We start from the raw sequence: 24637 nt of genomic DNA, 5'->3' as shown, positions 1-24637 counted from the left end.
TTACCCAACATTACGCGGATCGTTTGAATTACGTTTTTAGTATTAGGTCATTAAATGACAGTCCACCCGCCATCAACAACCAGATTATGCCCCGTGATATATACGGCATCATCACTTAGCAAAAATCCAACAGAAGGCGAAATATCTGCAGGTGTGCCAAGTCTTCTTAGAGGAACTTTATGTTCATATTGTTCAATGAATTTCTCTGGCTGATGATTAAATATGCCGCCCGGGGAAATACAGTTTACCCTAACATTATGAGGACCATAAAAGGCTGCAAGATATCTGGTAAAATTAATGACCCCACCTTTTATAGCTGCATATGCAGAAGGGTTTATTATTGGTGTTCCTTCATATATGGTAAAATCCGGTCCGGTAATACCATAAATAGATGCAACATTTACCAGGGAGCCCTTTTTTTGCTTCATCATCTGATTCAGTACAATCTGGCAGCATTTTACGTAGCCGACTAAATGCCAGTTAACATTCTTCTCAAACGATTCCATTGATTCCTCGTTAAAAGGAAGTCTACCCCAATCGTCGGTTCTTGGATAAGCATTATTCACCCATCCATCAATAGCGCCAAACCTGTCCAGAATTATCTGCAAAGCCTGTTTGATGGATTGCTCATCTGTCACGTCAGCGCACAGGTTAAAGTCATCTTCAGTGGTAATTACCTTATCAATAGCAATTACCTTTGCACCATGGCCACGCAGATATGTAACAAAATTGCTGCCCAATTGCCCGTTTCCTCCTGTAACAGCAATCACCTTATCTTTTAACTTGCTCATCATTCAAACAAATTTTTAAAACATTAAAAGCAGATTGGATATCATTCATTATATAACCGTTATCCTCTTTTATAGCTGAAATGAAATACTTCATCTGTTCTTTATATGTATATAGTGGATCTATGTCTGATGAAAATATCAATTCCTCATTACACCAGACCTTTTGCTTTATCAAATCTATAGAAACAGTATTGTCTTCAAATAATATTTCACAGGTCCTTTTTGTATCTCTTCTATAATAATTCAGTACAATATTAACGGTGAATTGCTCATACTGAAGGAGATAATTAGCGTAATCAACGGCATCGATATTCAATGAAGAAGTGCTTCTAAGGGTAGCGGCTGATGAATTAGGTGTTCCCCAAAGCCAGGTCACATAGTCGAGTTCATGGATCAGGTCAAGATGTACTCCGCCTCCCATTTTTTCATTTGCGCTGTAAACCTGTCTGTAATCAATTCCCGGCCTCCAGTCTGGTAAATACGAACCAGCATAGATGTTCACTTCGTTTATCCGTTGACTCTTTTGGCGGAGCAGATCTTTAATAAATACAATACATGGATGGAATCGCAGATTGCAGGCTATATAAGTTTTTTACTTTACTACTAATGATCTGGTCAACCAACTGCTGCCCACCCTCAAGTGTATGAAAAAGTGGTTTTTCAATAAAAAGCGGAATGTTGTAATCCAGTAATTTGCGGAGCGTATCGTAATGAGAAAAAGTAGGATTGGAAACTATAACAAAATCGAAAGAGACTCCCGCCTCCCCGATAGAAGAAATATTGGTAATGTTAGGAACTTGATTGGGTAACGCGCTACTACGAAGGGCATATAACGAAATTTCACCGCTACTGATGTTTGTTAATGCCTGAATATGCTTTTGAGCAATTGATCCGAGGCCAATGATCAGTACTTTCATAATATGAAATCCAGTTTATTATTGACCAACAAGTATTCCATAAAGTCAAAGTCAACCTCATCATCAAGATCAAAGCACATATGAGGAATTTCATATACAAGCGATCTATTCGTAACAGCCGTATGAAACCCGCCATCAAAAAATCTTCTCTTATAGATATAGAATGAAGCGTTCATGTCGTAAACCTTGGGTGCTGACTGCCTCGTTACAAATTCTCCCTTTTTTGCCAGTTCAAAATACCCGTTTTTATTCGCTTCTACCATGTTGAAATACGGATTCCGTTTAGCTGGACTAACAGAAAAAATATTCACTGCTTCCTCATCAGCCGTCAGCATCCGCAGCGCTATGTCGAGATCGTTGGCTGTTCTGAAAGGAGAAGTTATATCAAGATCAATCAGATAGTCAAATGTTACTCCCCTTTTCTTCTCCTCAAAATGCATCAAATCGATAATCACCGGCATTTTACCAATAGTATCTGTTGCAAGTTCAGCGCTCCTTTTATAATCGGTAGCCAGTCCGAAACCCGCCGCGGTACTAATAATCTCCTCCGAGTCCGTAGAAAGAGCTATTACACAGTTCTTTGTTGATGCAAAATTCTTCGCCATCTCAATGGTATAACCGATCAAGGGTTTACCTGCCATGGAACGTATATTCTTTCCTGGTATTCCTTTGGACCCTCCCCTGGCACATATGGTAATTAATATACTCATTTTAGAATTTGATATGTTTAATGTCATTCTGGGCCTTCTCAAAATCCTCATGTCTTCCTATATCCAACCAATAGCCAAGAATTGGATAATGAACCACTTTCCGTTTTTTTGAAATCAGCATTTCCATAAAATCGGTAGCATTATAGAAAGAACCTACTGGCAGGAACTCAAGCAGGCTTCTTTTAAATAGATAGATTCCCCCATTCGAGTAATAGCTGTAGGTAGGCTTTTCATCAAATGAAATTACCTGGCCATTATCTATTTCTAATACGGCATAAGGAACTTTCACCTGGTATGGAATGCTCGCCACCATTAAATCTGCGTCGGCATCAATAAACGATTTGTAAAAATCAGCAAAATCAATGTTGGTCAGAATGTCAGAGTTCATTAATAAAATATTCTCTGTATTGAACGACTCGACCAGGCTTAGCGCCCCAAAGGTGCCTAAAGGAACATCTTCCTCAACATATTGAATATTCACATCTTTGGAAGAGCCATCATTGAAATACTCTTTTATCTGATCACCCAGATACCTGATACTTATGATGATACGGTTTATTCCGTAACTGGCTAATCTGTCTATATTGTGTTCAATAATAGGTTTATTCCCAACTTTCAACAACGGCTTGGGACATTTGTCTGTCAGCGGGATCAAACGTTCTCCTCTTCCCCCTGCCATCAATACAGTATCCAGCGGCAACAACGATGACTTAATACGCAGGTTCAGAATGTCAATAATCCTACGGCTGTTATCTATTATCGGGATTATTTTTAAATTCTTTTTTGCGAATATTTCCAGTTGATCAATAGAATAGTTATCCTTATAAATGAATATAGGATCTGGTTGGATATACTCCATTATGGGAGTATCAAATGTAAGGCCCTTGATAAATCCTCTCCTGATGTCACCATCAGTAAGTGATCCGATCAGTCTATTGCTATCATCTACGACAAACAGTACAGCATCAATCGCCAATAAATTCAGTTTATTAAGCGCATCTTTAATACTGGCATTCCCTGATATAAGATGTTTAGTAAATTCCATTAGACCTTATCAATAAATTTGATCAATTGAAAAGCTTCCGCGTATCTTACACCCACACTCGCACCCCGAAAATGCGCTAGTGCTCTGATATTTTCCAGACTTCTGGGAAACGGATGTTCTCCTAATTCTGATTCATATATTTCCATTATGGAGAGTTTATCTTCTATAAATGCAGAAATATCCACATAATAATTAGGCATAAATACTTTCTCTGGCAAGGCAGGTGCAAACTCTGTTTCCGAGAGACACTCATACATTAGCACTCTTTTGATTCCGGGATACCGGAATGATTTAGTACATGCCACAACCGCGTCAAAAACAACCCTGTGATCACTATGTGCATCCGACCGATTCATAACATATACATATTCCGGGTCCACCTGTTTAAAAATATCTGAGATCTTCGGAACCATTTCTATTAGCGAGGCGCCATGTAAATGCATTGTAGGATAGTCGAGTTGAAAGGTCTCCTTTATCCCCAATAAGCTGGCAACTTTTTCAATCTCCTGTTGACGGCTATGAATTCTTTCCTGACTGAATCCATACTCTTCAAACAGTTTGGTAACAATCAGCCAAAAAATGTTATCGCCATTCTTCGTATGCTTCAGTAATGTACCTCCAGCACCTATTACCTCGTCATCAGGATGTGCAGATATAATAATAATATTTGCCATAATACTATAGATATTAAAATATAACCAATTGGCTATATCAGATAAAATCACTAAACCTTATAAGTGATATTTTTATATATCAACTTATCATTTATAGAAATACTTCTCAGCACATCACTTATTTTCTTTGCACTATTGCCATCTCCGTAAGGATTCACTATGCCTTTTACGGCAGCACGGTAAACAGGGTTATAAATCGATTCCCGGATGGCTGTTGCAATTTCCACTCTGTTATAGTCAACATAAATTACATTTCCGGCACTAAACCGTTCGCGTTGACGGCTACCAATATTTACAACCGGCAGGCCAATGGAAGGCGCTTCCAATATACCGGAACTTGAATTTCCAATCAGCACAGCGGCATTTCTGAGTAAGTTAATATAATTGACCCGGTCCAGATTTTTAAACAGGTAAAAAATTTCAGGATACTCACCGGCATATTTACCTATCATCTCTATGATGGCGAAGTTCCCTGCATCAGAATTGGGATAATTAATAAAACACTTTATGCCCAGATCAACGACTGCCTCCAATGTTTCCACTATCTGCTTACCCGCATCAGTGGCTTCGGTTATAATTGGGTGCTGTATTAAAACCAAATATGGCTCGTCGCCTGTTTTCAATACCTTTAGCGGCGCAATTTCATTTTTTGGAATCACCGGGCAATGAACAAATTTATCCAATGCAGGATTCCCTGTATTAAAAATCCTGAAGTCATCTTCTCCCAGCAATCTTAATACCTGGGCATGCTGTTCAAGAAAAGTAAAATGGATGTGCGCAAACTTGGAAGTTGCATATCGGACAGCGTTATCGATATTGCCATCATTAGCAATATCGCCACCAGCCAGGTGAGCTACCGGAATACTTAAATACGCAGCTGTCATAGACACGGTAATAGCCTCCTCACGGTCACCAACCACCACAATAATGTCCGGTTGCTCCCGTGCAAAAGCATGAGCCAGGCCCGTAATCTGGGTACCTATTCCTACCACTCTTCCTACTTTATCTTCACTACTAACTAGATTATAGATCCTGTCAGCAATTTCATATCCATCGTTTTCTATATTCTTAACTGTTTTGCCAAATGTCTCGGAAAGATGAGCTCCCGTTACTATTAACTTCAGTTCAATATCATTACAGTTATTTAACTGTTCAAGTACCGGCTGCATAATATCATACTCCGATCTTGCGCCTGTGACAAATAATATTTTACGTTTTTGAATCATTTGCAGTGGGGGTTATTAATAAACATCTGAATCTCCAAGCTGGAACCACCAATTATCTGCGGATTCCACCGTCTGGGAAGCAAAGCTCCGGATTCCGAAATAAGTTACCGGCAGACCGTTGCTAAATCCTAGCTTCTCAAAAGATAAATGCCTGCCATCTTTCAGCGGTATCCAAATATTAAATTTTTCATACTCTTCCGCAGGAAATAATGCTGCAAGATGCTGAAGTACTACTTTTGTAATTCTCTCATTATCTGCGAAGCACCATTCGACAATATCTAATTGCTTTTTCTTACCGGAAAGCTGGAATTCTTTTAGCACCACAAATCCTTCATCCCCGGAAGTGTTTTCCAGAATCACATATTTATTGGAGGGATTATTAATATATCTCCAGTTCAAATATTCCGTGCTTCTCTTCACTTTTACACTGTAGTTATTAAATATTCCTGTGTGCAAATCTTCATGCTGAGTTGTAAACTTAGTAACGATACTAAGCGATGCCGACTTTTTAGCTGTTATAACGGCTACATCGCAAGACATCATTGGTATGGTTGTTATATCTTTCCAGTCCAGATTTTTAATAAATCCTCTATGGGAATTATTGTTAGGAAATCCCCATACTGCCGTCATCCCGTGAATCTGCATCATATCCTTGTATAGTGCCTCAGATAATTGCTGGAATATTCCTAATCCTGTGTACTCCGGATGTGTCATGGTGGTCATGGAAAGACCTGTTAGCTGTTGTTTTCCTGCGACATCCAATAACACGGGGGAAACAGCATAATGACCAATCAGTTTCTGTTCATTCCACATCAATTTTATTGCGTACTTATTACATGGATTATCTTTAAACCGCCAGCGCCAGTATGCTATAGGCATTGGTTTCCCAAAAACCAGTTCGAACAGTTTTATTATCTCATTCTCATCTCCACCTGTATAATCACGGATTTCCATAGTTATCTTATTTAAAGTGTGATCAGTTCATCTGCTTCAAAATCCTTCACGGCTATTTTGCCAATAACATGATCCCATTCCATGGGGCTGATACCATTCCCCGGTCGTTTAACAGTGAGGTTTTTTTCGGAAAACAGTTCCCCTTTCTTTATATCAGCAGCGGCCACAATACTTTTTCTTGCCACCAATTTGTTCTTCTCTTCGATAGCAGTAGGAGCCTTATTTCCTGTACCAAGTGCTTTTTCAATATTCCGGATGGCAGCTACCATCTGCTTCAACTCAGTAGGATCGAGCGAGGCTGCATGATCTGGTCCCTCCATAGTCTTATCCAACGTGAAGTGTTTTTCCACAAGAGTGGCACCTAATGCAACAGCAGCAACAGGCACTTCTATTCCCAGGGTATGATCAGAATATCCAACAGCAATATCAAATTTCTCTTTCATTTGAAGCATAGCTTTAAGATTGATATCTTCAACCGGTGCCGGATATTCGCTGGTACAATGCAGTACAGTAACTTCTTTCGCGGTTTTACCTTCGGCAAATATAACATCCAATGCCGCTGCTACTTCCTCTATCGTGGCCATACCCGTAGAGAGAATAAGCTCCTTAAAACTTTGCGCCATTTTTCTCAGATATGGCAAATTGGTAATTTCTCCTGATGGGATCTTTCCTAACTTAATTCCCATTGACTTGAGTAAATCAATGCTTTCGAGATCAAATGGGGTAGAAAGGAAACTGATATTCTTTTCGTTGCAGTATAAAATAAGCTCGTCATGGGCTTCGGGGGTCAGTTCAAGCTTCTTTAACATACTCACCTGATCTTCGGCCTGTATTCCGGTATTTCTCAGTTGGTAATCCGCTTTACGTGCATGCTTACTGGCTATATTTTCCGCTTTAAATGTTTGAAACTTCACGTAATCAACTCCTGCATCGGAAGCCGCATCGATGAGCGCCTTTGCCAGTTCAATGCTGCCATTGTGATTAACACCTGCTTCTGCAATTATAATCGTACTATTCATGCTCATGCAATTCTTGTAAATGGAACACCTATGTAAGTGCCCGGTTCTTTAATATTTTTATGGACTAATGAGCCGGAACCTATCCTGACATCATTGACAATATTTACACCATGGTTAATTGTTGCACCACTTCCCACAAATACTTCTTCGCCGATTTTACAACTCCCATTCACCAATACACCGGTAGAAATATGACAATGATCACCGATGGTGGAGTCATGCTCAATCACAGCCCTTGTATTGATGATAGCATTGCATCCGATTACTGCTCCCGCATTGATATAAGCTCCATGCATGATGATACTGCCTTTGTTTACAATAGCATATTTTGAAACATGCGACAATGGAGAAATCACAGTAGCTATATTTGCATTATTTGATGACAATAATTGCCACGTCTTTGTTCGTGGCAGTGCTGATTTAATCTGGCCAATGGTTATGAGAAACCAGTAGCCCTGCTTTATCAGTCCGGCAATATCATTGTCATTTCCAATAACCCTGTAACCCAATACCTGCGAATCCAATTTATCCGGAACATCAATAATTCCTTCAATTGTAAAGTTCCCTGATTCCTCAATTACATCGATACATGATTTTGCATGTCCTCCTCCTCCTATTAAAATCAGTGGTTTCCCCATATCATTATTTTTTCCGACAAAGGACTATTTAAGCTGTTAATACTGTATAATTCCTGCGCCCCAGGAATATCCCACACCGAAACCAGCCACCAATACCTTCATACCTGATTTAATCTTCTTCTGCTCCTCCGCCTGTTTAAGGGCTATGGGAATGGTAGATGAGACCGTATTTCCACAATTGGCCATGCTAACAAAAAACTTCTCTTCCGGGATTCCAAGTTTAAGTCGTAAATGATCAAGCATATACTTGTTGGCCTGGTGAAAAACAAACAGATCAATATCCTCTTGTTCCAGACTATTCTTTTGTAATACCTGTTTCACCATCACCGGCACAGATCTGAGGGTAAACGAAAATATCTCGGCGCCATTCATGAATAAGGTGGTACCAGATAAGCCATTAGGACTGGGAATGGTACCTTCAGAATCTGAGACACGGGGATAGCGCATACCACCTCCTTTCACTATGAGGTTTTCCGCACCGCTACCGTCAGTACCAAAAGTAATAGCCCGTATGTCTGCCCCGTGACCGTTTCTTTTAATGAAAGTTGCACTGGCAGCATCTCCAAAAATAGTTCTTACACTTTTATCGTGATCATGAATATGCTTACTGTATGTTTCTGAAGTTATCAATAAAACGTTCTCCACGTCTCCGGAACAAATTAATCCTTTAGCGAGGCTCAAGCCATATACGTAGCCGGAACAACCAAGATTAAAATCGAGGGCACCTGCCGTGGTTGGAATACCTAAAGCGTGCTGCACAATACAAGCCGTTGTAGGTAAAAAATAATCCGGGCTTTGCGTGCACAGTAAAATAAATTGTATCTCCGAAGGAGTTATTTTATGTTCCTCAAACAACTTGCTTGCTGCCTTGATAGCCATCGACGAAGCAAACTCATCTTTTGCTGCAATCCGACGCTCTATCACACCGGTTTTGGCAGCTATTTTATTTACTGACCAATCAGGAAATAATTCATGAAGGTCATCATTGGTCAATGTTTCCTCCGGTAAATAATATGAAATTGCATCAAGTGTTATCATCTTTAACCTCATATAATTGTTAAACCTCCATCCACAACCAAAGTTGTTCCGGTAATCCATTTGCTGGCAGCTGAAAGCAGAAAGATAGCTGCATTCGCAACATCTTCCGGCTCACCATAATCGCCTAAAGGATACTTCAATTTATCTTCTTTCACGCTCTCGTCAGACACTTGTTTTATCATCTCATGATACATCTCTGTTTTTATCATGCCAGGAGCGATGGTATTAAACCTGATCTTCCGGGAGGCATATTCCAGCGCCATTACTTTACTTATGCTGTTAAGTGCACTTTTTGAACCGGCATAGGCTCCAAAACCTTTAACTGCAGTATAGACTCCATTCACAGAAGTCAGAAAAACCACCGAGGCGGCTGATTGAATCTTTTTTTTATTCAACAAAAGGCGTGTAAGATTAACAGGAGCCAGGTAATTGGTTTCAGTAATCTGCTTTAACTGATCGAAGTCCAGTATTTTTATTGGAGCAAGCTTCAATATACCAGCTGCATGAACAATTCCATCTAGAGGAGGTATCTTATCAACAGCCGCAGCAATTGCAATTTCATCTGTAATATCTAATGATAACACAATATGGCCGGACCCATCAAGCAGCTCCTTAACGTTCGTTAGTTTCTCAGCGTTTCTTGCCGCTAAAATAACTTTCGCGCCCATCGACGCAATCGAGATCGCAATTTGCTTACCGATACCGGACGATGCTCCGGTAATAAGTATTGTTTTCTCTTGAAGATTAAACGGGGATTCTGGCATCAATCAAACTATTATTATGCAATTACTATATAGTTGAAAACTATCTTCTATTTCGCAATGATATTATACAACTCCTCAACAGTAGCAGCATTCATAATATCATTTCCCGAGATCTGTTTATTATATTCCCTGTCGACCATAGCAATTATAACGAGACTGGTCATTGAATCCCACTCCTCTAATTCACGATAGTTAGTGGCGGCTGTGATTGTGCCTGGCTCAACATCTTCAAGCTGCTGCTCAAATTTTGTAATAAACTCTTGTATTCCCATTTATTAGTATTTAATATAATTATCTAACACTGCTTGGCAGATTAACGACTCTTTCTTCCAGCCATAAAGCATTTGTGAGATCTGTAGATTGGCATGCAGCATACATCTGCAATTTATTCATCAATCTCCAGATTGGCCTTGTCATTACCTTCTGCTCGTTCGTTTCTTTAAGAAACAAATGCTGGGCCGTATGATCCGGCAAAATGATTGCATTTAACCAGTAATTAGCCTTTGTGTTCTCAATTTCCCTTACAAACTTTATGTCCGTTCCCGTAAAGAATTCAGCATATAAATCAGCGAGTTCCCGTTTGTTCTGCAACATCATTTCCAGTTGTTCCAGCTGTGCACAGGCCAAAGCTGCATTAAGATTCGACATTCGGTAGTTATAGCCTACCTCATCGTGTACAAACTCCCAGGCATGGGGCTGCTTTGCTGTTGTGGATAAATGCTTCGCATGCAATGCTATGGATTCATCATCAGTAACAATTGCTCCTCCCGCACCACAGGTTACGGTTTTATTGCCATTAAAACTGAAGGTGCCTATTTTTCCGATTGTACCTGTATGCTTGCCATTATAATAGCTACCGAGTGACTCCGCAGCATCTTCAACCAAAGCAATATTGTATTTCCTGCAAATATTTGAAATATCCTGGATCCTCAATGGAAACCCAAAAGTGTGCATCGGCACGCACGCTGCGATCCGCTTCCCGGATACTTTGTTGATGCAATTTCCGCTACTATCAATATAAGTGTGATCGTGTAAAAACTGTTCCAGGCTTATTGGCGACATCCCCATTGTATCCCTGTCCACATCTACAAATACAGGTATTCCACCTGCGTGAACAATGGCATTGGCCGTAGCTACAAATGTAAGCGGCTGCGTAATCACCTCATCTCCATTTTTCACACCAGCCAGCAAAAGTGCCAGATGCAGGGCTGTTGTGCCATTTACGGTAGCAACAGCATATTTTGCGCCTGTAATCTCAGTCATCATCTTCTCAAACTGCGTAACATAAGCACCTACAGAGGAAACAAAAGTGGAATCTATTGTATCTAAAACATACTTTTTCTCGTTACCTGTAAAACGGGGAGCATGTAATGGTATAAAAGTATCTTGCTGGTTAAAAACTGTCCTGATGAAATTTATAATGGGCTCAAAATCCATAACCATTCTTTAAATGTTGTATATGTTTGCCTTATAGCTACTGAGGTTACCAGGGATAGAAAACCATTCGATCGTTTCTTTTAGCCCTTCTTCCAATGTATACTTTTGCTTCCAGGCTGTATGCTGACTAATCTTCTCTCTGGATCCATACAAGCGAAACACTTCACTTTTTTCAGGTCTCAATCTGTTTTCATCCTGAACGATTCTTGCAGCTGGATTCAGGAGTTTCACCAGATTGGCAGCAAGATCACCGATGCTCACTTCAGATTGAGTTGCAATATTACAATCCTGTCCGATCAGGGAATCCGCTTTAGCAATCTCAATAAATCCATTTGCGGTATCTTTCACGTATAAAAGATCCCTGGTAGGCGTAAGGTCTCCCAGACTTATTTCAGTTTTACCATTTAGTAATTGTGAAATAATAGTTGGTATTACTGCTCTTGCCGATTGCCGCGGCCCAAAAGTATTGAAGGGTCTTACAATTGTTACCGGTAAATTAAAGCTCCTGTAAAACGATTCTGCAATACAGTCAGCACCAATCTTTGAGGCGGAATACGGTGATTGCGGCTGCCTCGGATGCTTTTCATCAATAGGAATATATTGGGCAGTACCATACACCTCCGAGGTAGAGGTGACAAGTACCCTCTCTATATTGAGATCTTTAGCCGCCTGTATAATATTTAATGTTCCTTTGATGTTCGTGTCAATATAAGAGTCAGGAGAATGATAACTAAAGGGAATTGCAATTAATGCCGCCAGGTGAAACACCACATCAATGTCTTTCATGGCGGTTCTTACACCGTTAGGATCCCGGATATCTCCTGAAAATATTTCGAGTTGGGACAGCTGATCCTGCGATAATGTATCGAGCCAACCCCAACTATTAAAAGAGTTATAATATACAAAAGCCTTCACTTTACAACCCTCTTCTAGTAAACGTTCTGTCAAATGACTTCCTATAAAGCCATCTGCACCTGTTATTAAAACCCTTTTATTCTTTAGTTCCATGATTATTCTAAATTATTTCCTGATTTCAATCCACTCTGAATAGTATAATTATGCCAGTATATCTTTGAGTACCTTCCTCAGCGTAAGAAAAATAACAATGAAGAAACCACCCATCAAACCTCCAATAATCACACCCTTCGTTTTTCCCAGTTTTTCTTTTTTCAACGGCAGAATGGGCGTATCAATAACCTGGATGATCGGAGTTTCCTGCGCCATAGCAATTTTACCTAACTCAAGATTTTTGACAACTTCACCATACATTGTTTCAAGTACCATTTTATCTCTACTCGCCAGTTGTGTATTTATACTCGCTACCTGACGGGCCGGATTCATATTAATATCCTGGGCAAGTGCTACGGAATACGTTTTCCGATTCAACATTTTTTCCAACGAATCCGCTTCTGCCTGTAAACGGTCAACATTCGTTTTGGACCGCTGTGTCCTTGTGTCAATATAAAAATTGGTTGCCTCAGTCATTAAACGCTCTGTGAATGCTTTCGCGAAAAGCTCATCTCTGGTTGTACTCCTGACTACAATAAAGTTAAGTTTCTTGTCAACCTTTTCTACTTTCAATACCGACTTTCCAATTGACTCCTGCAATGTTTGCAGAATACTGTCCTGAAGCAGGGAAAATCGTCTTCTATCGCCACCCGGTGGGAAAGAAATGCCTTTCAACGAAGGTTTGGCGGCCCACCCTAAACGAAGCTCATTAAAATCTATATATCTCTCAGCGAGCGTTTGCTTTTTACCATTTATCATCACAGTAGAAAGCAAAGCCTTTTCAATCATTAACCTTGACTTAAGAAAAGTCATGATATTATCACCCTGAAAAACACCATTACTCCCCGAACCACCAAGATCAATCCCAAACTGGCTGGCAAGTCCGGCATAAGCTCCTAACGGACTGCCGCTATTGTCCTCCACAACGAAGGTAAGTTCAGCGACGTATTTGGTTTTTAAAATAAACGATAATATTAATCCCGTAGCTCCACCTAAAATACCAAACAGCAAAATAATATACCAGTTCTTAAGGAAGTATTTCCACCAAATGCCCAATTTTATAACAAGTTCTCTGACAGAAATTTCATCATTATTTTTATCACTAACATTCGTATTTATATTAGAAATCTCCATTTGGTTATATTTAATTGCAATTCCTGTTTTTTATACGGTGTTTATTTAACTCTTGTCAGGATTGTAACAATTATTAATGCAATAGACGCAATACCACTACTTAGTCCAACTACTTCCTGTCCTGATAAACCTTTCCTCTCTCTCTTGCTCGGAACATATACTTCTGCACCTGGCTTTACTTTGGGATACTTATTAAAGAAGAATATCTTCCTGGTACTTTTTACTTCCCCATTTGCGTATACAACGTAACTTCTTCTTTTCAAAGCCGCCGATGTATACCCACCTGCTCCTCTTATATAATCCCTAAATGCATAAGCTTTATCGAAACGAATTTTCTTCGGAAAATAAATCTCTCCAAATAATTGAACAGTTTGTAATTTTTTAGGAATTTTTAATACATCCCCCTCTTCTAACAGAATATCATATTTCGATCCCGGCTTCTTTATGATATCTGCCAGATTAATCCCTAATAGTTGATACTTCCGCTCCATCATACTCTTAACGCTATTAATACTTGAGCTGTCTTCCAGCTTATTGTAGAATAAAGCAAGCTTGTTCGTAAGCAGAGCCGAATCTGAACCATTTATGTAGGTTTTACGCAACAATACCGCTCCTTCAGGAAAAGCTTCCGGCTTAAGGCCTCCAGATCTCTCAATAAGATTAGAAATATGTTCTCCTTTATTAACAATGGAATATTGTCCTGGATAAACTACTTCTCCATCAATTAAAATATTAGCCTGCTCACTGTAAACCGGAGATTTACGAATACTAACCTCGTCAAACGGCTCCAGTAATACTTGTTCACCCGCAATAGCATTCAAATCTGCATTGATATCAAATTGTTTAATGATAGCCTTTGCACTGTCCTTGCCATTGTAATCGCCCTTCCTGATTCTCCTTGATATTTCTACACGTTTCAATGATGCTGCATCCCTGAGCCCTCCGGATAACAAAATCAGATCTTCCAGCCGCATACTATCAGCATAAGGAAACGCCCCTGGTTTGTTAACCTCACCTCCTATTGATACAAAATATTGCTGTCTCAGATCTAGCTTAGAGAATACAATTACACTGTCTTCTTTCTTAATAGGAATGCTGGATTTGCCACTGACAATATCCTGTACATTAAAGCTAATGATAGCTGGCGTAAAGTCATCCTGCAAACGCCGTATAATACCTCTGTTCAAAGAAGCCTCTTCTCTTATGCCATCTGCTTTTTTAATCAAATCGGCCACCGTCATTCCTGGCTCCAAACCATAATTTCCCGGATGAAAAACAGCACCGCTGATAGTCACGCGGTTACTAAACCGGTTCAAAATAGAATCTACAAAAAACTGATCTCCCGACTTGAGCTTAAACGTGGCAATCTGATCAGCAGGGACATTGATGACCTCTCTTTCCTTATTATTAATGCGATACCCTGTTATGTTCTCCTTAAATGAACCATCTGTATATCCGCCCGCATAATCCAGTATATTCTGCAATGTCTCATTTTCCTTTGCCTCAAAAATTGCGGGCCGCTTAACTTCCCCGACTAATTCAACACGGGTCTTATACGGATTCACTTTCACAATATCCTGATCCTGTAACACAATGTTATTGGTGAGATCACCTTGCGTAAGAAAATCATACAAATCAAATGTTGCAGCTACATGACCATTACGGATCACCTGAATACTTCGAAAGGAACCATTTTCATCCGGACCTCCCGACACATACAAGGCATTGGCTACAGTAGCCAATGACGGCAAGGTGTACGTTCCCGGCCGCTGAATCTCACCTATAAGCAACACCCTTATACTACGAATGTTACCCAGTGATACCTGTACAAAGGTTTTACCACTGGAAATAGTAGAGTATATTGTAGACAACTGCTTTGTTATTCTGTTCTTAGCCTCATCCATTGTCAGGCCATTCACATATACCGGTCCCAGATTAGGAACACGGATATACCCCTCCGAAGTGACCGTCAATTTATACTGCACCTCAGAGTAGCCATACACATCTATCATTACCTGATCATCTGCAGCTAGTCTGTAATTAGAGGGAGTTGGTATTCTCAGGTTAGGTTCAAAAGTCAGATTCTTATTTGTAAACAATTCAGCGCCAAATATCTTCTTTCGTTTAATTTCCGACGGACTCGCATTTTGCCTGAATAAATCAACCTGAGTGGTATCCGAATCATTGAATGACCTTCCTGAATATTGCGTGTCCTGCTGAAAAATCTCACCGCTTTTCTTTTTTTCCAGTGATTTATCCAGTCCCATTGCCTGTATCCTCGTTTTCAATTTCGCCGCCTCGGCCGGAGGCACCCCTTTCTGCTCCGCATACGAGTCAATATCATCCATAGACATATTATTCTGTTTCATCTCAGCAACGATACGCCTGATCTGATCATCTGATAAATTATCTACGTTTACTTGTTTTATCTGAGCTGGGGACGGTACCTGTGCCATTACACAAAACCCTACAAACAGGAACAGTTGGACCAACAGTATTTTTCTTAACATGTATAATAGGATCTAAAACTTTCTCGAATACCTTTTTTGGAAACAATCTTATCCGGCGCCGGCCAAATAAGGTGCAAATCTATTAAAAATAACATATAAATGTTAGTTCCTAACACTTTTAACCTGAAAACCTTATGTGCTGTCTGATATACGTTTAAACATCTTCCCGGGTGTTGGGCACACCCCGCTGCAAATATGCATCCAAATATCACCTATCTATTAATTTTAAGTTATTTATAATATGTAAATATTGTTAATACAATAAATCAAATCCTTTTCCCTCTCTTTTACGTTAATGCATATAGAGAGTCACCTGTATTTACCTGTTTGAGAAAATTTGGATCACTACTTAAACTACCAGCTGTTTTACCGATCTAAATATTAGGCATAAGACAAATTGCTTGATAATCAATAAAATATAACGGAAAAATCATGTATTAACCGCCCCGCGGTATCCTTTGAAAACTATTTACCCTGTTTTCTTGTTTAAATTAGTTAAGGCAAAACTTAAACATTATGTCGTCTGTTGAATTTAACACCTTGCTTGTCGGAAACGCTGATTTCCTGAAACCCTTTGCTTTTACCCTCACCAAAGATGCCGAACAGGCAAAAGATCTTTACCAGGAAACGCTTTTCAGAGCCCTGTCCAACCGGGAAAAATACCTGGAAGGCACAAACATCCGCGCCTGGCTATTCACCATCATGCGGAATATCTTTATAAATCATTACCGGAAAAAATTAAAACATCGCACCGTCGCAGAACCAAGTGCCAGTGAATTCTTTATAAACCATCATGAGAACATCGTCAGCAATAAAGCGGCCTCTAACTTACAGATGAAAGATATCCATGTGGCAGTTTACCATCTGCCGGGCATCTTCAAAAAACCCTTTATGCTTTACTACGAGGGTTACAAATATTTCGAGATTGCAAATATGCTGCAAGAACCATTGGGCACCATTAAAAGCAGAATACATTTCGCCCGCAAAATTCTCAAATCACAGGTTCCAAGACAATAATCCCTTACCCTTACCGAAAATCCCACACGCATCCGTCCGGCCCAAACGCCGGATAAGCATTGCTATGAACGGGGATAACCGTACACCAGGCGCAGGTAATGCTCCTTGAGGTGCGACTGGAAATAAAAAGCAGTAATCATAATAATAGCAGCTGCACAGAGAAATGCAGGATGAGGCCAGCAATAATAACCTGCCAGGCACAATACCAGGTAACGCGCATACTCCAGGTAAAACACCCATTTCTTCTGCTCCATAATAGCGCCGCAGTTAATCAGCGTAAGCAGGATGAGCAGCGCTACACATACCTGTATAAATACCGGCACATAGTGCTCCAGCAACAGAAAGGAAAACAATACAACCAATGTGGCCACAATTTGCCACAAAACATAATTAAACAGTTTAGGCGCCTCCGTGATATGGGGATTACGCAGCAGGAACTTTTCCTCCAGGATCTTCCGCGCCCCCGGATCTACATTGTCCGGTTTACCAAAAACCACGCGCAGCTTATTCCGCCAGCCCTTGGCCTCCCGGGCAGAATACAACATCTCCAGGATAAAATGGAAATGCTGCCACAAAAAACTATTGCTTTCCAGTGGCTTGGTTAAACCATACACCGGCTCTTCTTCTTCTTTTACAAAAGTGCCAAATAACTTATCCCATATTATAAATACATCACCATAATTTTTATCAAGATACTGGGGGTTACTCGCGTGATGCACCCGGTGATGCGAAGGCGTTACCAATATATATTCCAGTATCCCCAACTTCCCAATGGTACGCGTGTGAATAAAAAATGGATACAGTCCATGCACCAGGAGCATACTGGTAATCATAGCCGGAGGAAAACCGATTACAGGAAGTATAGCCCAGAAACCCGTACGTATGAACGCCTGGAACACTGTAATCCGCGCAGATACCGTATAATTAAACTCTTCACTCTGGTGATGCACCACATGCGCGCACCAGAACACGGTAACTTCATGCGCCAACCGGTGATACCAGTACCAGATAAAATCTGTACAGATCAACAACGCCACCCATAACAACACACTGGATTTAATATCAAAAATGGCAAAATGACGATACAAGTAGTCGTATACAAAATAAAAAAGCCCTACTGTAAAAGTATCCAGTAAGCGCTCCGCAATACCCACACTCAAGTTGGTAATAGAATCATTAAACTTGAAATAAGTCTTTCCGTTTTTTCGCGCCACCAGGTATTCTAACCCAATAAAAGTCAGGAAAAAAGGAACTGCCAATGCCAGGTAGTTTAAATGCACTTGATATAATTTTAAATCCGGAAATCCAAATAGTAAGACATAGGCTAATACACGGTGCCAGCCCATGCATAGGTTTAACTGGTAAAACTGGTGGTGGTAAATTACCACAATGATAAGGAATAAAATTTAATTATCCTACTATTTTAATAGACTAATAAAAACGAAAGGCGGAAACAACTTTCGTCGTTATCCGCCTTCGCTTCATTGCATATATTTTTATCAGTCCTCCGGAGGTCCGCCATCAGCCATCCTTACCACCTTCGGTACAAACCGGCCAATTACTTCCACCAGCGCTGTTTGCGCCGCCATCACCGTATCAATATTCTTATACGCACCCGGCGCCTCATCCAAACCACCTCCAATCAGTGTTACACCATGTTCCTGCAATTGTTGCCTTAACACCTGTTCAGTGATAGATGACTTTGCCCGTGTACGCGACATGAGCCTTCCGGCGCCATGCGATGCAGATTGTAAACTTTCCTCTTCACCCTTTCCACGCACAATAAATCCGGGCGCTGTCATGGATCCCGGGATTACACCCAGTACTCCTTTACCTGCCGGCGTAGCCCCTTTCCGGTGCACAATCACCTCTTTTCCCCGGTATATTTCTTTCCAGGCAAAATTATGATGATTCTCCACCCTCGCCAGCAAAGTGGCGCCCGTAGCGGCAATCAACCGCTTATGAATTAGGTGGTGACAGGCAGACGCATAGTCACCCGCCAGGTTCATCGCCAGCCAATACTCCTGCCCTTCCGCTGTATCCAGGTCCAGGTAAGCCAGGTGCTTTGCATGTTCGGGCAACGGGCAGATCTCTTTGGCAAGCTGGGTGTAGTGCCCCGCTATCTGCGCACCCATTCCACGTGAACCGGAGTGCGACAGCAATGCCACATACTCACCAGGCGCCAGCTGCCATTCATTCTCCGGATCCGTAATTGTGGCAATTCCCCATTCCACGAAATGGTTACCGGATCCGGAGGTTCCAAGCTGCCCCGCCGCTTTATCAAACAGGTTTCTGACAAACTTTATCTCCTTAAATTCACTTCTCTCCAGCACCGGGTCCGCCTCCCGCTTTTTCCACTCTGCACCGGCTCCGAATTTTGTGAAAGTCATCAGCTGCTTAGCATACGATGTTTCATTCATTAACAACGTTTGCACCGGCAAATCCAATACACTCAAACACATACGGCAACCAATATCCACGCCCACTCCATACGGTATCACTGCATTATCCGCCGCCAACACACCACCTATCGGTAACCCGTATCCCTGGTGGGCATCAGGCATCAACGAACCGGCAACGGCAACGGGCAAACGAACCGCGTTATTTAATTGCTTCACCGCGCCCTCCTCTATATAGGACTCCCCGTAAACGGAATAAGGTACCGGCGTTTCACGCAAGGCAATCACCGCCGGCGCTGCTGGCACCAGTAGTTCACGGGCTATTTCGCCCAGTGCCGCATCCTCTGCATAGGCAGCAGGATCCGCCAATACCTTGGTTAATAATTCAATTGCTGCTTCTTCCGTTAAGTGTCCATAATGTTGTTCTATAACATTCATGGCTATACGGAAAACAGGAGTTTGGGGGTAACCTATCTCCAGTAATTTTTTACCATTGATTTTTAAACTTGACATAAAGGGTTAATTTATTCGTACCATTCTTCCTGTAACAGCTGCTGCAGGGTAAATTGCTTAAATTGATATTTCTTCTTATACTCCGGTAACCATTTTCTCCGGCTGGATTGCTGGCTCCTCGTAAGGCTCCATATCCTGTGTTCCAATTGATGCTGCTTCAGAAAGTCATCCAACCGGTCCATCTCTGATTGCAGTTCGGGCGCTGCTACCCGCTGTTTGGTGATCATATTGGGGCGTACCTGCAACACAAATCGCCAGGGTTCTTTTACAACAAAATACTTTATCTGATCAATACCGTTCTTACAATAACGGACCCGTTCTTCAAAACAGTTGATCTCTTTTGGGGAGAGTTTCATCTTCTTAAAATGATAAGCCACCGGTTGCAGTAAATGTTGCTCCCTCAGCACATGTATCTTCCTTCCTCTCTGTCGCTTCTTTACTTTAAAATCTTTCCGGTGACTATAATCATACGTATTGATCTTTTTCAACAGCTCCTGGAAAAACTCACCATCGCGGCTCCTGGCCACATCTTCCCGTAAAACAAAGTACCGCTTGTAACCTTTCATTACCGGCGGATCCAGCTCCGTATAACCACGTTGATTCCATGCCTGCCGCAATTCCTTCCGCCTTCTGCTGTATTGCAATAACTGCTTGTCGTATTGTTTAAGCGCATCGCGCTTCCTGCGCCTGCACGTTCTTATCCGTGAGGCTGCCATATAATTTTCGATTTCCTGATTGTCCATCATCAGTCATTAAATGTTCAATATTGTTTACTCCGCTGATATATATGGACAATTGATTTTTTTTCATTTTTATTAATTTTTCAAGATGAATAAATACTATTTACGCGATCTCTTCCAGCATTTCCCGCCTGAACCCGATCACATGTTGTTTTGTTTCAAAAGAGGGTTCATGCTGATTGGCAATTTCTGCAATAGTCATTGCCTTATTGATCACCGTATCAAAACCCATGTGCTTTGATAATGCCTGTGCCTTAGCCACCGGCAGCCGTTTGAACTCGTACTTTGCAATCAGTCTGCCTTTACGCAGCAACGCATTGTCGATAGCGGATAAGTCGCTGTTGAAAGAACAAACCAGCTGTATATTCAAACAATCTGCCAATAATCCATCCGACAGGTTCAACAAATTTGAAACAGATGAGTTACCGGAAAACTTACGATCCATAATTACATTTTCAGCATCTTCAATGATCACTACACAATTAGGATTATCGATCAGCAGTTCCATGAACTCAGGATTCATAATGTTGTTTGCCAGGTCCGGCGAAACAAAAAGCACCCGCTTCTTTATCCGGCCAATCAGGTAACGCAGATAAGTAGTTTTACCTGTTCCCGGCAAGCCATGCAGCAATACGATCCCCTTGTCTTTATCCTTCTTCAGCCGCTGCTGGATTACCTTATCTATCTCTTTAAAATCATCTTCATAAAACATACCTATATCCAGCTTGGTACGTTTTATTTCCAGGCTTTTCAGCTCCAGTCCTTTACGTCCGCTGGTGATCAGGTTAATTTCATGCGGTTCCCTGCGTTGCTTTTCTTTATATCGTGTAACCGTTTCCGTTACTTCCGATACAAAGGCTGGGATAGTACCATTATGCAATATCTCGCACCACGATTGCCAGAACGCTACCACGCTGTTATTACTTAATACAAACAGCGTTTGATTATGCTTATACTTTTTCTTCTTGTTGTCATAATCGGTATAGCGGTGCGTATGAACAATAATACTTTCATATTTCTTGGCAAAGGCTGCGGCGGCTTTATCACCATCTACTTCGTAAATGTTATTGATATCGGGGATAGCACTAAAATGAACGGTATACACTCCCTTCGGATCAAAATGTTCACCATCTGTGATATCTATATTATTATTAACTATCTGCTTCATAGCTGCTTGTTCTCTTTAATGTGATGTTGTCCTGATGATAAAGATTTCCCGGGACCAGGCCGGGCCCGGGTAAATCGTATTTATCATGGGGTAAATTACAGGTTATCCTTCTGATAACCTGATGATAAGGGGTTAAAAATGCAAACAGAGACGAAAAAAAATATCTTAAAAAGGAGATGAAAGCGGAGCAGGATTACTCCGCCTGCCTGTTTTTTATGTACCTCCTCAAATAATCTTTATACTGCCGCATAAAAAAACCCGGTCTGTTTAGAACGGACCGGGTCATATAACGTTAACGTATACACTACGTCAAGACATACCTCGTCCGTTTAGCATTAATTGAATTAATGCTATCTCTAAACCATTTACTGCGGCGGATTTGAATCCGTTCTGTCATTCCCGGTAAATTCATCATTCCAATAAATCGATAACAAAAAAGCCCGGATCCAAGGACCCGGGATGCTGTTATACTTACAAATATTTTTTATCTACCTGTAATCATAAAACGCCCGGAATCCGCTGCCATCTTGCTCTGAGCAAGGTGTTGCGTTGTCCATATATAGATTAATGCGTTTCATGTTTATAAGTTTCTTTTATTATCAATTTTAATGACGCAAAGATAACAGGATATATTTTGAATTTGCAAATTTTTAACAAAATATTTTCAACTATTTTATTTATGCTTTCTTAAACAGCACTTTCTGATTTTCAAAATCTGAGGCTGCATCAATGACCTGGAGCAGGTTTCCCCATTTGGCCACTGGTACAAAACTATTCTTGTACACTTTCCTGATATGCAACTTCAATTTATCTGCTTCCACCGCGGCCTTCACGGTAAAAGAACCACATTCGTTATCAACCTTCCTGTTCAGTTTATCTGCACCTTCCAGGCTGTATCCTTCCGGAATAGCCAGCTCTATATCATATTCAAAGCTGCGTGCAAACGGCTGGTAGATGTCCACTTTTCTGTCGCGCTGTTCAGGCTTCACTTTCAATTGGCTGCCAATCAGCTTGCCGGCCTCCAGGATGTAGTTGTTACCCGCCCGCTTCACCAGGCCTTCCAGCGTAAACTTCGTGTTATACACGAAGTCGGGGTCGGTGTGGTGCAAGCCCATCTTCTCAATATTGTAAAACTGCAGTTCTTTAGCGGCAACATCAAACTGGTCTTTGATCTCTTCATTAAAATGATCCTTCTGCTCTTCACGGGCTTTAGCAAAAGCATTCTTATATTCATTGGGTAATGTATTTTTACCACGGGTATCGCTAAACTGCTCAAAAATAGATTTACGAACGCCCAGCGCTTTTCTCTCTTCTTCATAATAATCTTCAAACAGCAATAAGCGCTTCTGCTCGCCCTGGCGCAGGTTGCCTTTCAGTACCGTGTGCCGGTTAATATTTACGAGCTGCATATCTTCATTCAGGGAAATCTTCATCTGCTCTATCTGCGTATTTTCATCTGCTGTAGTTTCTTTCAGCTTTACTTCAACGCCGGGAGGCACGTCCCTTTTACCTTTAAACTGACCATAGTTTTTCAGATCAACGATCGGCGCGTCCTGTCCTTCATATTCCGCCGGCACATAATTACAGTTCGTAAATACGCCGTCGGCACTCATAAACAATGGTTTAGCGGATTGTGTTCTCAGCATATATTCATAATCCTCCGAATTAAGCAACTCTGCCTGCCCCGGACCATAACGGGAGGTTACCAATACAAATTCAGCACGAACATCCAGACCACGGAATACTTCATGCAGAAATTGCAGAAATTTTTTATTATCGGGTATTGCATTGTTCCGGTCCTGTCCGACTACAATTTTATCCTTCTCTTCCACTTTATAGAAGGCGAGATAACGGAAGGCATAATATATATAACTGGCAAGACTGTCTTCCGGTACCTTCTTCCCATTTTCACTCTTGTATTGCTTCATCAGATCTTTCACCCCATTCTTCAAACCGCCGCTGGCCATCCAGAACGGCATAACATCCGCTACCAGTTTTTTTATGGCCACATCTTTCGCTTCCGCGGGAACAGGATTATGTCTTATTTCACCTGCTTTTTGTCCTTCTTCCAAACGGGTGCCAAACAGGATATCCATACGGATCATAGGAATCTGGCGGTAAGGCGACATCCAGAGATCTACCGGCAAACTTGGAATATTTTTTACCAGGAGATCGAACACGGCTCCATCGTCATCTTTCTTTACTTTAAAATCAGGTGCGCCATTGGCCGTGCGGTATCTCACAAAGTACTTATCGCTGATCTCACAGTGTACAGAATACTGCATAATGGGCTTATCATCTCCCAGTACGAATGTTTGTGCATCTACGGGGCTATTGATGTCTTTCAGTTCTTCCACTCTTACAAAATAATCAATCACATCACCTACCTGAAGATCAGGGATCGCCAATTTGCTTTTCTGTTGTTTGCCTTCCTCTTCATTTACCTGCTCTTCATCCACGTTCACTTCTTTGATGGCGCCATCCGGTTTTATAATACGCACCCCAACAATGGTAGTGGCTAATCCTTTATGGAAATACGAATTAAGGCTGCGGAACTTTGAAAAGCTAAACTGCGAATATTCGTCCAGCGCTGCTTTATCATTCAGCTTTACCATTTCACGCGCGGTACTGCTATAAAAAATATCTTTCTGTACTTTGAATCCAATACCAATATATTTAATTTTCCTGCTGCTGGAGGCTTTCAGGTCCATGTGGCGCGCAATTACAACGGCAGATGATTTATCATCTGCCGGTAAAGCCGGCACTTTTTTAAAAGCGGGAATATCCCAGTTCCATACTTCCTGCCTTACTGCGTCCGCACGTTCTTTATACTCGCGTATATCTTTGGCCTTCTGGGCAAAAACACATGGATGAAATAAGAAGGCAATTAGTGTATAAAATAAAAATTTTACTCTCATGGTATAAGGAATGAATG

The 24637-nt window shown here is 41.1% G+C and carries 23 protein-coding genes; 1 reads left to right on the top strand and 22 read right to left on the bottom strand.

Features of this window, described 5'->3' with window-relative positions; genetic code table 11:
* Positions 1-50 precede the first annotated feature (50 nt).
* From QFZ48_RS12695 to QFZ48_RS12615, 17 genes are read right to left on the bottom strand one after another with little or no spacing between them, the layout of a single operon-like run.
* A complete protein-coding gene (locus QFZ48_RS12695) occupies positions 51-794 on the bottom strand; it encodes an SDR family oxidoreductase (RefSeq protein WP_429042505.1) in 744 nt (247 codons plus the stop codon).
* A complete protein-coding gene (locus QFZ48_RS12690) occupies positions 772-1302 on the bottom strand; it encodes a Gfo/Idh/MocA family protein (protein ID WP_429065497.1) in 531 nt (176 codons plus the stop codon). Before QFZ48_RS12690 ends, QFZ48_RS12695 begins: the two co-directional genes overlap by 23 nt.
* A 28-nt stretch (positions 1303-1330) precedes the next feature.
* A complete protein-coding gene (locus QFZ48_RS12685; protein ID WP_429062505.1) occupies positions 1331-1708 on the bottom strand; it encodes a Gfo/Idh/MocA family oxidoreductase in 378 nt (125 codons plus the stop codon).
* The gene (locus tag QFZ48_RS12680) at positions 1705-2418 is read right to left on the bottom strand and encodes a cytidylyltransferase domain-containing protein (protein WP_429062503.1); all 714 of its coding nucleotides are present in this window, start codon (positions 2416-2418) and stop codon (positions 1705-1707) included. Before QFZ48_RS12680 ends, QFZ48_RS12685 begins: the two co-directional genes overlap by 4 nt.
* 1 nt (position 2419) lies before the next feature.
* Complete coding sequence (locus QFZ48_RS12675) at positions 2420-3463, bottom strand: nucleotidyltransferase family protein (RefSeq protein ID WP_429042513.1); 1044 nt, start codon at positions 3461-3463, stop codon at positions 2420-2422.
* Complete coding sequence (locus QFZ48_RS12670; RefSeq protein ID WP_370908558.1) at positions 3463-4137, bottom strand: PIG-L deacetylase family protein; 675 nt, start codon at positions 4135-4137, stop codon at positions 3463-3465. Before QFZ48_RS12670 ends, QFZ48_RS12675 begins: the two co-directional genes overlap by 1 nt.
* Positions 4138-4187: 50 nt before the next feature.
* The gene (gene neuC, locus QFZ48_RS12665) at positions 4188-5363 is read right to left on the bottom strand and encodes a UDP-N-acetylglucosamine 2-epimerase (protein WP_429042517.1); all 1176 of its coding nucleotides are present in this window, start codon (positions 5361-5363) and stop codon (positions 4188-4190) included.
* Positions 5364-5378: 15 nt separating this feature from the next.
* Positions 5379-6317 carry a GNAT family N-acetyltransferase gene (locus QFZ48_RS12660; protein ID WP_429062501.1) on the bottom strand — a complete coding sequence of 313 codons (939 nt, stop codon included), beginning with the start codon at positions 6315-6317 and terminating at the stop codon, positions 5379-5381.
* Between the two features lie 11 nt (positions 6318-6328).
* Positions 6329-7336, bottom strand: a complete 1008-nt coding sequence (gene neuB / locus QFZ48_RS12655) for an N-acetylneuraminate synthase (protein ID WP_429062499.1) — start codon at positions 7334-7336, stop codon at positions 6329-6331.
* A gap of 2 nt (positions 7337-7338) precedes the next feature.
* Positions 7339-7974 (bottom strand): acetyltransferase, encoded by a 636-nt coding sequence (locus QFZ48_RS12650; RefSeq protein ID WP_429042526.1) that lies wholly within the window; start codon positions 7972-7974, stop codon positions 7339-7341.
* Positions 7975-8010: 36 nt separating this feature from the next.
* Complete coding sequence (locus tag QFZ48_RS12645) at positions 8011-9012, bottom strand: 3-oxoacyl-ACP synthase III family protein (RefSeq protein WP_429062497.1); 1002 nt, start codon at positions 9010-9012, stop codon at positions 8011-8013.
* 8 nt (positions 9013-9020) lie between these two features.
* Positions 9021-9776 carry an SDR family NAD(P)-dependent oxidoreductase gene (locus QFZ48_RS12640; protein ID WP_429062495.1) on the bottom strand — a complete coding sequence of 252 codons (756 nt, stop codon included), beginning with the start codon at positions 9774-9776 and terminating at the stop codon, positions 9021-9023.
* A gap of 47 nt (positions 9777-9823) precedes the next feature.
* Complete coding sequence (locus tag QFZ48_RS12635; protein WP_370908565.1) at positions 9824-10048, bottom strand: acyl carrier protein; 225 nt, start codon at positions 10046-10048, stop codon at positions 9824-9826.
* A gap of 19 nt (positions 10049-10067) precedes the next feature.
* Positions 10068-11213 (bottom strand): LegC family aminotransferase, encoded by a 1146-nt coding sequence (locus QFZ48_RS12630; RefSeq protein WP_429042534.1) that lies wholly within the window; start codon positions 11211-11213, stop codon positions 10068-10070.
* Between the two features lie 9 nt (positions 11214-11222).
* A complete protein-coding gene (locus QFZ48_RS12625; protein WP_429042536.1) occupies positions 11223-12221 on the bottom strand; it encodes an NAD-dependent 4,6-dehydratase LegB in 999 nt (332 codons plus the stop codon).
* Positions 12222-12269: 48 nt separating this feature from the next.
* A complete protein-coding gene (locus QFZ48_RS12620; protein ID WP_370908568.1) occupies positions 12270-13355 on the bottom strand; it encodes a lipopolysaccharide biosynthesis protein in 1086 nt (361 codons plus the stop codon).
* A gap of 41 nt (positions 13356-13396) precedes the next feature.
* The gene (locus QFZ48_RS12615; RefSeq protein WP_429042540.1) at positions 13397-15865 is read right to left on the bottom strand and encodes an SLBB domain-containing protein; all 2469 of its coding nucleotides are present in this window, start codon (positions 15863-15865) and stop codon (positions 13397-13399) included.
* Positions 15866-16381: 516 nt separating this feature from the next.
* On the opposite strand from QFZ48_RS12615, the gene QFZ48_RS12610 reads away from it, so the two are divergent.
* Complete coding sequence (locus tag QFZ48_RS12610) at positions 16382-16882, top strand: RNA polymerase sigma factor (RefSeq protein WP_370908570.1); 501 nt, start codon at positions 16382-16384, stop codon at positions 16880-16882.
* Between the two features lie 62 nt (positions 16883-16944).
* Here QFZ48_RS12610 and QFZ48_RS12605 read toward each other — a convergent pair whose 3' ends face one another.
* From QFZ48_RS12605 to QFZ48_RS12585, 5 genes are all read right to left on the bottom strand, one after another.
* Positions 16945-18162: a sterol desaturase family protein gene (locus QFZ48_RS12605; protein WP_429042543.1), complete on the bottom strand. Its 1218-nt coding sequence runs from the start codon at positions 18160-18162 to the stop codon at positions 16945-16947.
* A gap of 219 nt (positions 18163-18381) precedes the next feature.
* Positions 18382-19794, bottom strand: coding sequence for an RtcB family protein (locus QFZ48_RS12600; protein ID WP_429062493.1), 1413 nt, complete (start codon positions 19792-19794; stop codon positions 18382-18384).
* 11 nt (positions 19795-19805) lie between these two features.
* Positions 19806-20510: a hypothetical protein gene (locus QFZ48_RS12595; RefSeq protein WP_429042547.1), complete on the bottom strand. Its 705-nt coding sequence runs from the start codon at positions 20508-20510 to the stop codon at positions 19806-19808.
* A gap of 127 nt (positions 20511-20637) precedes the next feature.
* On the bottom strand, positions 20638-21702 hold the full coding sequence (locus QFZ48_RS12590) for an AAA family ATPase (protein ID WP_370908574.1): 1065 nt from the start codon (positions 21700-21702) through the stop codon (positions 20638-20640).
* Positions 21703-22379: 677 nt separating this feature from the next.
* Positions 22380-24620 carry a DUF3857 domain-containing protein gene (locus QFZ48_RS12585; RefSeq protein WP_429062490.1) on the bottom strand — a complete coding sequence of 747 codons (2241 nt, stop codon included), beginning with the start codon at positions 24618-24620 and terminating at the stop codon, positions 22380-22382.
* Positions 24621-24637 lie beyond the last annotated feature (17 nt).

The sequence above is a fragment of the Chitinophaga sp. W2I13 genome (assembly GCF_050434005.1).
GTDB lineage: Bacteria > Bacteroidota > Bacteroidia > Chitinophagales > Chitinophagaceae > Chitinophaga.
Note: the sequence above shows the minus strand (reverse complement) of the source record. Positions and strands in the feature narration are given on the sequence as shown.